This is a genomic window from Corallococcus sp. CA053C (genome assembly GCF_003611675.1).
Taxonomy (GTDB): domain Bacteria; phylum Myxococcota; class Myxococcia; order Myxococcales; family Myxococcaceae; genus Corallococcus.
Genome location: NZ_RAWA01000599.1, coordinates 1 through 4,320, shown reverse-complemented (window position 1 = coordinate 4,320; position 4,320 = coordinate 1). Strand labels below are relative to the sequence as shown.

The following is a 4,320-nucleotide window of genomic DNA, read 5'->3' as shown; positions in this document are numbered from 1 at the left end:
GGCGGTGGGGGCCTGGGCGAAGGCGGACGTGGTTCCCAGCAGGACGGCACAAGCGACCAGCAGGCGCGACATGGGGACTCCCGGCGACGAGGGGAAGGAACGCGGCGGGCAGCCTAGTCCCGTCGCGCGCGGACGGGAGAGCGTCGTGCATCGCCCAGCCGCTGGACGCGGTGCTTTGCCCGGCAGGACGCGCACCGTAGTGTGGCCACAGTCATGCCCCTGCTCTCGCTCGACTCCCTCTCCCTGACGTATCCCGGTGGCGCCTCCCCGGCGGTGCGGGACGTGTCACTGGCGCTGGAGCCGGGTGAAGCGCTGGCGCTGCTGGGCTCCTCCGGCTCCGGCAAGACGGCGCTCCTGCGACTGGTGGCGGGCCTGGAGCGGCCGGACGCGGGCACCATCACCCTGGGTGGCCGCGTGGTCGCGGGCCCGGACGCGTTCGTGCCCCCTGAACAGCGCCCGCTGCGCCGCGTGCTCCACGACGCGGAGCTCGCGGCGGGCCTCACGGTGCGCGACGTGGTGATGGACGCGCAGCCGAAGGGCGAGGGCGTGGCGCACGCGCGGGGCCTGCTGGCGCTGTTCCAGCTGGAGGACCTGGAGTCGCGCGCCTGTGGGACGCTCTCCCGAGGACAGCGGCAGCGGGTGCTGCTCGCCCGTGCGCTGGCGTCCGGGACGAAGCTGCTGGTGCTGGATGAACCCTTCGCGGGGCTCGACGCCGGGCTGCGCGCCGCGCTCCTGACGGAGTGGCGCCGCGTGCTCAAGGCGCGGGGCACCGCGGTGCTCTTCGCCACGCACGACGTGGGCGACGCGCTGGCCTTCGCGGACCGGCTGGTGCTGCTGCGCGCGGGCACCGTGGAGCAGCAGGGCACCCCCGAAGCCGTCTACGAAGCGCCGCGCACCGCGTTCGCCGCGTACTTCCTGGGCGGCACCAACCTCTTGCCCGGTTCGGGCTTCGGCCGCGTCGCACGCACCGCGCTGGGCAACCTGCCGCTGAACGCCGACGCGCGCGGCCAGGTGATGCTGTCCCTGCGGCCCGAAGCGCTGAAGCTCACCCCGGACACCGACGGCGTGGCCGTGGGCGGCGCGCTGCGCGCCGAGGTGCTGGAGCGCGCCTTCCGGGGCGCGCACGTGGACTTCACCGTGTCCTGCGCGGGCATGGCGCTCGTCGTGCGCGCGGGCCCCGCGTCACCGCTGCGTGAAGGAAGCCGCGCCCGCCTGGAAGTCATTGGCCGCGCGGAGGTGCTGGAAGAGACGGCGGTTTGAACCCGCCTGCACAGCGGGCGTGCAGGCACTGGGCACGGGAAGTGCAATCACCCGGGCCCCCCATGCGTAGGGAGGGGTATGAACATCGTGGGCCTTCGAGGAATGGGAACCCGCTTCTTCCAGTACGTGCGCGACCCGCGGGTGGGGACGTGGCGGAAGCTGGCGGGACTGCTGGCCGTCCTGTACTTCGTGTCGCCGGTGGACGCGATTCCGGACTTCATCCCGCTGTTCGGCTGGCTGGATGACCTGGGCGTGCTGTCGGCCGCGGCCTTCTTCATGGTGCGCGAGGTGCAACGCTACCGCCCCTCGGCAACGGGCTCGGCGGTGGGCGTGCCCCTGGACGGTCTGCCGCGCGACGAAGCGGGACAGCCGCGCGTGCCCACGCTGCGCCGGGACCGCTAACCCTCAGTCGCTCTTGCGGCCGCCCCGGTCCTCGAAGTGCACGAAGTCGATGAGGAACGTGGCGGCCACCACCAGCGCGCGGACGTGGGCGTCGTCCAGCCCGTCGAACCGGACGCCGAAGTTGTCGGCGTCCGTGAACATCTCCTTGCCGAAGCCGCTCCACTTCTTGGCGATGGTGCCCACCTCGCGGCCCTGCTGCTCCACCACGAACGTCCACGGCCGGAAGAACGGCCCGCCCAGGTGGGCCACCTCTTCGCCCCCGGGCCCGAGCACGTCGTAGGCGCGGGTGAAGAAGCGGAAGCGCTGCTGGATGGTGCCCAGGTGCCGGCCCTCGCCGTCCTCCACCTCCATCCGGGACAGCCAGAAGCGCCACGGCCGGCGCAGCCGCAGCAGCGTCTCTCCGCGCGCGGACTTGAGCTCCATCGTGAAGGGCCGCTTCGCCTTGAGGAAGCTGCGCAGCAGGAACAGCCCCACGCCGCCGCCCACCTCGCCCGCGAAGAAGAGCGGACCCCCGTCGTCGCCCACCACCTCGTAGCGGTTGCGACCCTCGAACCCCATGAGGATCTCTCCCCACTCCTTCACCTGCCGCACGCGCAGCGTGCGCTCACCGCGCAGCAGGGTCAGCGCCTGGGACTCGACGGGCATGGCGGGCTCCGGGATGCGGGAGGGAAGCTAGAACTGTCCGAGCACTGTCAGCCCCAGGCCGCCATGGCGGCCCATGGCCGTGGGGGCGACGGAGACGGTCGGTGCATCGTCCCGTGCATCATAATCACGCGTGAGGAACGTGGCGGCGCCCAGGCCGGCGAGCACCCCCACGCTGGTGCCCACGAGGAACACGTCCGCGTCCTCTTCCGCGTTCAGCAGGAACAGGGTGCTCGCCCCCAGCAGGCCGCCCAGGATGCCGCCCGCGTCGATGAGCAGCACCCGCCCCCGGGAGATGTCCAGGTCGCGGGAGATGAGCGCGAACGTGACGATGCCCGCGGTCACCACGCCCTGCTCGATGCCGAAGAACACCTGCGTATCGCCGTTGTTGTTCGTGGCCATCAGCAGCCCCGCCACCACGCCCGCCCAGAGGCCGCCGGAGTTCGCCAGCGACACCTGTCCCGCGGTGGGCTGCGCGAACTCCGCGATGAGCAGCCCCAGGCCGGTGAAGCCCAGCGCCCCCACCATCACCGACGCCGTGGCCTTGTCCCCGTCCAGGTCGAACGAGCCGATGGACGACAGGCCATAGCCGAAGCCCCACACCGTGCCGGAGTTGATGGCCGCCGCCTGTCCCGACGTCAGCCCGCCCTTCGTGAGCAGCAGCGACGCCGCCGCGCCCGCGCCGCCGCCCAGCAGCGACACCGCCACGTACGCGCGCGAGTCATCACAGCCCGCGATGGTGCACAGCAGGATGCCCTGGGTGATGCCGTGCAGCGTCTGCAGGATGGTCAGCGACGCCCGCGCGCCCTGGGACGTGCCCTCCGCCTGCAGCGGCCTCGCCAGCGTCTCCTGCGCCAGCTTCGCTCCGGGGTTCAGCCGCGCCCGCGCCAGCCGCTCCAGCTCCGGCGCGAATGGGTGCTGCGGACACGCTTCCAGCACCCGCTCCAGCGACTCCACCGCGCGCGCGTCCTCCCCGTGCACCAGCGCATCGAAGCCGGCCAGGTAGTCCTCTTCGGCGGCGCAGGCGTCCGGGCTCGCCACGAGCGGCGGCGCGGGCATGGCCGCCGCGGGCGCGGCGGACTCCGGGGCGGAAGCGGAAGGGGCGTCACCCCGCACGACGGGAGGCCCGGGCTGCGCGGTGACGAGGACGACCAGGACGAAGGGCGCGAGGAACATGGAGCCGCAACCCTAGTCGACCCCCGCGAAAAGACGGGAGCGCGGCCCCCGGCATTCGCAGGAGGAATGCCAGGGGCCGCGGTGGTGCGTGTGATGGCCTACCGCGTCGCGAGCGTCTCCAGGTGCTGGCGGAGCGCGGCCGTGTCCCCCAGCCGTCCGCCCAGGCCTGGCAGCGGCTTCACGGCCTGTTCAATGCGGCCCCGCGTGCGCGGACCCGACGCCACCAGCCACGCGACCCCCAGGGCCAGCTCGGCCACGTCCGGGGCCTGGGTGAGCTGCGGGGCCAGGGCCAGCAGCGCGTCCACGGCCTTCTTCACCTGCGCGCCGTGCAGCGGGTGGCTGCTGGTGATGCCCTTGCGCAGGAGCACCAGCAGCATCCGCGCGGTGGCGCGGGCCTGACGCACCCCCTCGGGCCCGTCCCCCGCGCCGTCCCACAGGCCGTTCGCGAGCTGCTGGCCCAGCAGGCTTCCCAGGTCCTCGGTGGCGAGGCCCTCCACGGCTTCGGCCACGGAAGGCAGGGCGGTTTCCTGGATGGAGTAGTCGCCCGGGGGCATGGCTTCCGCCTCTTCCTTCTCTGCCCTCCGGGCACGCCGCTCCACGGATGACGGGGGCGGCGCGGCCACCGACTTCTGCGGCATCGCGGCGGACATGAGCCGGCCCAGCAGGCCGCCCTTCTTCTTGGCTTGATCTCGCTCCGCAGGGGCGGACCAGGAGCCGGTGCTGGCGCCATCCGCCATCTCCGCCTGGAAGGACACCGGCGCGGACGCGATGAAGGACCGCATCGTGCGGCTCGCCATCGAGCACCAGCTCGCCACGAAGTACACGTCCTTCGTGGTGGCG

At 72.9% G+C, this 4,320-nt stretch carries 4 protein-coding genes and 1 pseudogene; 2 read left to right on the top strand and 3 right to left on the bottom strand.

Going from position 1 to position 4,320, the window contains the following annotated elements; genetic code table 11:
• Positions 1–201: 201 nt before the first annotated feature.
• Both D7V97_RS40675 and D7V97_RS40670 read left to right on the top strand, forming a co-directional pair.
• A complete protein-coding gene (locus tag D7V97_RS40675; protein ID WP_368669011.1) occupies positions 202–1,260 on the top strand; it encodes an ABC transporter ATP-binding protein in 1,059 nt (352 codons plus the stop codon).
• A gap of 102 nt (positions 1,261–1,362) precedes the next feature.
• A complete protein-coding gene (locus tag D7V97_RS40670) occupies positions 1,363–1,662 on the top strand; it encodes a YkvA family protein (protein WP_233583551.1) in 300 nt (99 codons plus the stop codon).
• 3 nt (positions 1,663–1,665) lie between these two features.
• Here D7V97_RS40670 and D7V97_RS40665 read toward each other — a convergent pair whose 3' ends face one another.
• The 3 genes and pseudogenes from D7V97_RS40665 to D7V97_RS46325 form a co-directional block, all read right to left on the bottom strand.
• Positions 1,666–2,307 carry a phospholipid scramblase-related protein gene (locus tag D7V97_RS40665; RefSeq protein ID WP_120615933.1) on the bottom strand — a complete coding sequence of 214 codons (642 nt, stop codon included), beginning with the start codon at positions 2,305–2,307 and terminating at the stop codon, positions 1,666–1,668.
• Between the two features lie 27 nt (positions 2,308–2,334).
• Positions 2,335–3,480, bottom strand: coding sequence for a hypothetical protein (locus D7V97_RS40660; protein ID WP_120615932.1), 1,146 nt, complete (start codon positions 3,478–3,480; stop codon positions 2,335–2,337).
• A 98-nt stretch (positions 3,481–3,578) separates the two neighbouring features.
• Positions 3,579–4,320: pseudogene (locus D7V97_RS46325) on the bottom strand (VWA domain-containing protein); the annotation flags it as partial.